This window comes from Blautia caccae, assembly GCF_040095955.1.
In the GTDB taxonomy this organism is placed as follows: Bacteria; Bacillota; Clostridia; order Lachnospirales; family Lachnospiraceae; genus Blautia; species Blautia celeris.
In genome coordinates this window covers 21,372-27,647 of sequence record NZ_JBBMFP010000039.1, presented here as the reverse complement: position 1 = coordinate 27,647, position 6,276 = coordinate 21,372, and the positions used below count along the sequence as shown (strand labels likewise).

Annotated in this window: 6 protein-coding genes; 3 read left to right on the top strand and 3 right to left on the bottom strand. The window is 39.0% G+C overall.

The window, feature by feature from the left end:
- Positions 1-235: 235 nt before the first annotated feature.
- From WMO65_RS25195 to WMO65_RS25185, 3 genes are all read right to left on the bottom strand, one after another.
- Positions 236-712 (bottom strand): sigma-70 family RNA polymerase sigma factor, encoded by a 477-nt coding sequence (locus WMO65_RS25195; protein WP_115625157.1) that lies wholly within the window; start codon positions 710-712, stop codon positions 236-238.
- 394 nt (positions 713-1,106) lie between these two features.
- Positions 1,107-1,541, bottom strand: coding sequence for a HEPN domain-containing protein (locus tag WMO65_RS25190; protein WP_115625156.1), 435 nt, complete (start codon positions 1,539-1,541; stop codon positions 1,107-1,109).
- Positions 1,528-1,869, bottom strand: coding sequence for a nucleotidyltransferase domain-containing protein (locus WMO65_RS25185; RefSeq protein ID WP_115625155.1), 342 nt, complete (start codon positions 1,867-1,869; stop codon positions 1,528-1,530). The genes WMO65_RS25190 and WMO65_RS25185 overlap by 14 nt, the downstream gene beginning before the upstream one ends.
- 887 nt (positions 1,870-2,756) lie before the next feature.
- Here WMO65_RS25185 and WMO65_RS26675 point away from each other — a divergent pair.
- The 3 genes from WMO65_RS26675 (at position 2,757) to WMO65_RS25170 (ending at position 6,211) form a co-directional block, all read left to right on the top strand.
- The gene (locus WMO65_RS26675) at positions 2,757-2,972 is read left to right on the top strand and encodes a hypothetical protein (RefSeq protein ID WP_243107841.1); all 216 of its coding nucleotides are present in this window, start codon (positions 2,757-2,759) and stop codon (positions 2,970-2,972) included.
- 10 nt (positions 2,973-2,982) lie between these two features.
- Positions 2,983-4,257, top strand: coding sequence for an ISAs1 family transposase (locus WMO65_RS25175; protein ID WP_306799936.1), 1,275 nt, complete (start codon positions 2,983-2,985; stop codon positions 4,255-4,257).
- A gap of 226 nt (positions 4,258-4,483) precedes the next feature.
- The gene (locus WMO65_RS25170) at positions 4,484-6,211 is read left to right on the top strand and encodes an IS1634 family transposase (RefSeq protein WP_115625154.1); all 1,728 of its coding nucleotides are present in this window, start codon (positions 4,484-4,486) and stop codon (positions 6,209-6,211) included.
- The last annotated feature ends 65 nt before the right edge of the window (positions 6,212-6,276 follow it).

Sequence of the window (6,276 nt, the reverse complement as noted above, 5' to 3'; positions counted from 1 at the left end):
GTATCGCACCCTATACAGATCGTCGCATCATCAACCTGCCAGTTGATTTTCGGTCAGTGCTTATTCGCTCGTCCGATATTCATCAGAGTCTTGGCGGCAGTTTCCTTGTGCTCCCTGCATAAGATGTCACGTCAGTTACTACTGGATATTCAGCTGTCAATGTACTTTTGAGGAGTCCTTAAAACTCTCCCTAATTACTAAAGTCAAGTGACTCGGGATTTTACAAAAATTTTTTTCAACTTTTTTTATTTTTCATATAAATCTCCCGCATTTTGTTCAAAATCTTCTTCAACCGGTATGCTACCACCTGTTGTGACACTCCCATAATTGAAGCCAATTCTTCTTGTGTCTTATCTTCAAAATAAATCGCATAGATAATCATTCTTTCTTCCGGACTCAAACCATTGATTACCTTATGGATCTTTTGAGCTTCGATTTTTTCAATTACACTGTTTTCTACGCAGCACCTCATATCCGGGTAATCCTCTATTGAAAAATCGTTTTCTTCATCTCCTGTGCTGCTGAATGGTATTTCTCTATTTTTCATTCCAATGACTTCCCCCTTTTCATTTTTTACTTCAATTTTTCTGGGCTTGCTGCTTCGATAAAAATTACTCATGGCATATGCCACTTCTTTCGTGATCTCTATAAATTCGCCGTCTACCTTTGCGAAATATTTGTCTCCAACAAAATATGGGTGTTCAATATACATATCCGTCCTCCTGAATTTGAAATTTGTTTGCCAGTTTCAAATTCAGAAGGCGGTCCTCTGATCTGGTTCATGCCTGCTCCACCAACTACTGCCAGGTAAAACCTGCAGGTATTGGCTGAGAAATTCAGGCACGAAAAAAAGCCCCAGTAGTCTTTTTTTAACTACTGAGGCTTCCGTCTCTCAAATTTAATTCAGTTTTCTATGCCTTCTTTCATCAGCATAACCATTGTATCAGAACAAAGTTCAGAAAGTGTCCGTAATCAGACACCAAAAGTTCATTAAAATCATCGGAAAGTACAAATTATCCATATAATAGTTCACAGATATTTTCTCCATAAAAAAATACCGGCACACAGACTATTTTCTGTCCATGTACCGGTTTCTAATGTCCCTGTTACCCTTTATCCTGTTGTTTTTCTTCCACAAACAGGTATTGTTCTGCAAGTCCTAAAATCTTTGTAGCTGTCTCTATCTGTTGTGCAGTTATCTCTTTGGAAGCAATATAAAAGGTATCATAATCGCTTGCATGACGTATTTCCTCTGCCTTTACAATTTTCCTTCCCAGTTCACGAGGAAAAATCTCCGGCTGTACATAATTTTTGTTAAAGTAGCTGAGCGTATCCTTATGTCGTTTAAAAGCAACACCCTCTTTTGCAAGCACCGCACAGATGGTATGAAAGATACTATAATATGCACGGTTATTGGCTGCTCGATACTGCCCTGCCTCAAATGTAAGATTAGCCGTATCCAGGTCTTCTCTTGCAACATTTAAACGATGACGGACCACATCCATTTTTGTTCCAACATCCAACGAATCAGGCTGCTTCATATAAAAGCACCCCTTCTTTCTGTACATTGGTATAAAACGGATATGCTGCTGCCCATTGCTTAAAATGCTGAAGGTTTTTCACAACCGGCATCATCCAGATATCATAGTTTACATTATACTCATATCCCAGTTCCGACAATGCATCGGAGTAAGGATCCATTTCTTCCGGCGTCAGATCCACCAACAACATGATATCGACATCAGAATCGGATGAATAATCACCTCTTGCATAGGAACCATATAAAATAACGCTCTTGAGATGTGCACCGTAAATCTTTTGTACTTCTGATAAATACTGAGTAAGCAGTGTTTGAATTGTTTGTGGCATACAATCGTTCCTCCTTTCTCCTGATAGTTTAAGTATAATCCAAATCAGGAAAATACGCAACCAGTGTACGCGGGAGTTTGACAGTTGAATTATAGAAAAAGTACTTGCAGGTCGCATAAAACCTGCTTTTTTTGTGTCAAATCTATTGTCAGGGTTGTTTCATGAAGATATTTTAAAATTCTAAAAAGATCAGATTTCATCGAGGGTTATATATGCTATACATAAGCGTGTATAACCCTCGACTTTTAGGTCAAGTAGAGGTATAATGTCTATCAGAATAAACGCATGAACAGAAATTAGCACCTGTAATAAAATATTTTTGTATGAATTTATATTTTCTAATTCCACAAAATGTACGTAATCGTGTGTTACAAGATAGATTTAGTCGGTTTCGCATACAGATTGCATCGGAAATAATGCCAATTATAAGATAGACTTTAAAGGAATTATCATTCATGCGTTTATTCTGTAATGTCTATAAAGTATAGGTATGTACCACCTATATGAAAAGGAGAGGACATTATGCCAGTAACTGAGAAAAAATATCCAGAATGGGTTCAAAAACACCGTGTAAAGGGAACTACCGTGAAAAAAAGGGGGATTCTTATTACCTTTATAAAAGAACATCCCGGCGTGTAAAAGGGAAAAAATATCCGCAGCCGGTCGATACTTATATCGGCATTATTACTCCGGAAGGGGTAATACAAAGCAACAAAAAGAAGGTATCTTTAACAGATGCAGAAGTATGGGAATACGGGTTTTCAAAAACTGTCTGGGAATTGTGCCCGGATGACTGGAAAAAACCATTAGGGGATGATTGGGAAGATGTACTTTCTATTATTCTTTTCAAGCAATCTCCAACTTCTTATATCCAGAAAAAACGAACGATGAAAAAAGAATCGGATTTTCGTTATCAGTTTGCAGCTCAGATATCGTCTTTGTCCCGCAGAATATATAAAAAATGGGGCGTGGGTCTGGAAGAACTGCATAAGTTAGAGACAATCTATTTAGTATGTCTGGATAAAACTGAAATCATTTCAAAAGTTAATGAGGAACAGCAGGAACTTCTGGAGAAAATACAGGTGGCTCTGGAAATGTGCTGAAAAACCATTTCTGACAGAAAAACTGATTCATTATTTCAGGCAGATTCCAGATTATCGATGCAACAGAGAGAAAAGACACGATCTGGCAGAAATGCTGGTATGTGTCACAATCGGATTTCTTTGTGGCAGGACAACGATCCGCAGGAGTCTTAACTGGTGCAAACATAACCTGGAATGGCTGCGGAAACATATGGAATTGAAATACGGGATCGCCTCGCCTTCCACGATTAGTCGGATGCTGAGCGGAATTGATGAGGAATTAGCCTTGTGTGCTTTTATGGAATGGATTGGAGAAATCGTGGACTCGAAGAATACCCATCTTGCAATTGACGGGAAAGCACTCTGTGGCGCAACGGAAAAGACAAAATGTGCGGCAACTCCAATGATTTTGAACGTCGTGGAAACTGTCCGGGGATTGCTGCTTGCACAGCTTCCTGTAGATTCAAAGACGAATGAGATTGCGGTGATTCCTGAATTGTTGAAACTTCTGGATATCAGTGGAAGTATTATAACGATTGATGCGATTGGAACGCAGACCGCAATCATGGACCAGATCCATGAACAGGAAGGACATTTTGTGCTGACAGTAAAGAAAAACCAACCAGAGGCTTATGAGGAGATCCATACGTTCATGGACAAACTGGAAGCGGAAACTGCTAAAAAGAAAAAAGGCGAAACTACAGATCCTGTAATGCGGGAGTATCTTGAGAAATATGAAGAAATCAGTCAGATGGAAAAAAATCGGGACAGAAATGAGTATAGGACTTGTCAAATATGTAAAGATGCCTCAAACCTGACCAAAAGCCGAAAAGAATGGGCGAACGTTCAGAGTATTGGACGGATCAAGCAGGTAAGAGTGCCGGTTGAAAAGGACAGCCAGAAGAACGATGTCACTCCATCCAGGGAAGAGTTTATGAAAAAAGGATCCAGAAGAGTTCCAGGACCATCTGCGGAAGAAGGGGTCGGAAAGGATATTCAGTGTACCGCACTGATAACAGACCTTATTCTTACCGCAGAGGAGCTGGGCAGCATAAAAAGAATGCACTGGTCAATAGAAAACCGGCTCCATCATGTGTTGGACGACACATTCAGGGAAGATCGCTCACCTGCCAAAAAATCCCGAAATAATCTGGCGCTCATCAGAAAATATGCATATAACATCCTGCGTCTGGCAATGCACGAGACAGGTATCACAAATATAATGACAGAAATGATGGACTGTTTTTGTGACAACGCAGACTTGCGAGAACGATATGTGTTTAAAGGCATAGCCGGTCTGTATTGACTATGTATAAAGAATATCTCTGAAAAAAGGCATTGTAAAGGGGATAGGGATAATTTGCGCTTTTTTATGTGAGCAGATCGACAGAAACAATATGGGAGATGTAGAATTAAGATTGTATGAGTTAGAAATGCTCTTGAAATAGTTCGTGAAACAACCCTGATCTATTGTTTTAATCTATTGTATTTTATTGCAGTATATGATAGAATAAGGTATAGAGGATTTTTTTATGCGAGTTACGACATCAAAATCAAAAAATTCAGAATCCTTTTATATTTCAAAAGGATACATCAACAACAAAGGGGTTAGTACTTCTGTGATTGTCCGTAAACTTGGTACACTCAAAGATTTACTCCCTGAGCACGGACCGACTCGTGATGATGTTATGAAATGGGCTAGAGAAGAAGCCAGATTGGAAACAATAAAATACAAAAAAGAGCAACAGACTAAATCTGTCCAGATAACTTTTCATGCTGACCAAAAGCTTGATTATAATCAGCAGGCCTTTTATCGGGGAGGATATCTTTTTCCGCAGGCTTTTTACTATCGTCTTCATCTTGATAAGACTTGCCGAAAGCTTCGGGACAAACATAAATTCAAATATGATATCAATGCCATTCTTTCTGACCTGATCTATGCCAGGATTTTAGAACCAGTAAGTAAACGTTCCTCATTTAAAGTAGCTTCTGAATTTTTGGAAAAACCTTCCTATCAGCTGCATGACATATACCGGGCTCTTGATGTATTAGGAAACGAATGTGATTTTATTCAAGCTGAGGTATACAAAAACAGCCATCTTCTTGAAAAGAGAAATGATAAGATACTCTATTATGATTGTACAAACTATTTCTTTGAGCTCGAGCAGGAAGATGGTGACAAAAAATACGGTAAATGCAAAGAACACCGTCCAAACCCAATCATACAGATGGGAATGTTCATGGATGGAGACGGAATCCCTCTTGCTTTCTCACTTTTCCCAGGAAATGCAAATGAACAGACTTCATTAAAACCTCTGGAAGAAAAAGTGCTTCGGGATTTTGGCTGCACTAAATTTATCTACTGCAGCGATGCAGGGCTTGGTTCAGAAGCCATTAAAAGAATCAATCATGCAGGAGAACGGGCATTTATCGTTACTCAGTCTATTAAAAAGCTAAATAAAGAGGATAAAAATTGGGCTTTGGATAAGACAGGCTTTAAGCGTGTCTCGGATGATTCACCGGTTGATCTTTCAAGGATTCCAGAAGACGATTCTGGATTATATTATAAGGATGAGCCTTATACTCCGCATTCCCTGCACCAACGTCTTATCATCACATACTCTCCTAAATATGCCAAATATCAGAAAGCGATACGTGATACCCAAGTGGAGCGTGCTGAAAAAATGCTCAAATCCGGGAAGATAAAAAAAGAACGAAAAAATCCAAACGATCCAGCCAGATTTATCGGAAAGACCGCTGTTACTGAAGATGGTGAGATTGCGAAGATCAAAAACTATCTGGATACAGATAAGATTGAAAACGAAGCACTTTATGATGGATTGTATGCAGTAACAACAGATCTGCTGTACGATGATGTAAAAGATATCTTGAAAGTAAGTGAGGGACGATGGGAAATCGAAGAATGTTTCCGCATCATGAAAACCGATTTTGAAGCCAGACCTGTATATCTGCAAGATGAAATACGCATCAAAGCACATTTTTTGATCTGTTTTCTTTCATTAGTCATCTACCGTTATCTGGAAAAGAGTTTAGGAAACATTTATACTTGTGAAACGATTTTGGACAAACTCAAAACCATGAATTTTGCTGATGTACAGGAACAGGGATTCATGCCTCTGTATACACGGGATAAGCTAACCGATACTCTGCATTCAGTGTGCGGTTTTGAAACAGACTTTCAGTTCATTACGAAAAGTCAGATGAAAACGATTCAGAAAAAAAGTAAGGGCAGGGAATAAATTACCATACTTCAAAACGAGAGCAAAACACCTCGCAACCAGCATAAACACTGGGTTTGCGAGGT

Bases quoted from the DNA above. Each gene is read 5' to 3' on its own strand.
- WMO65_RS25195 (WP_115625157.1), bottom strand. From the start codon at position 712: ATGTATATTGAACACCCATATTTTGTTGGAGACAAATATTTCGCAAAG.
- WMO65_RS25190 (WP_115625156.1), bottom strand. From the start codon at position 1,541: ATGAAGCAGCCTGATTCGTTGGATGTTGGAACAAAAATGGATGTGGTC.
- WMO65_RS25185 (WP_115625155.1), bottom strand. From the start codon at position 1,869: ATGCCACAAACAATTCAAACACTGCTTACTCAGTATTTATCAGAAGTA.
- WMO65_RS26675 (WP_243107841.1), top strand. From the start codon at position 2,757: ATGAAAAAAGAATCGGATTTTCGTTATCAGTTTGCAGCTCAGATATCG.
- WMO65_RS25170 (WP_115625154.1), top strand. From the start codon at position 4,484: ATGCGAGTTACGACATCAAAATCAAAAAATTCAGAATCCTTTTATATT.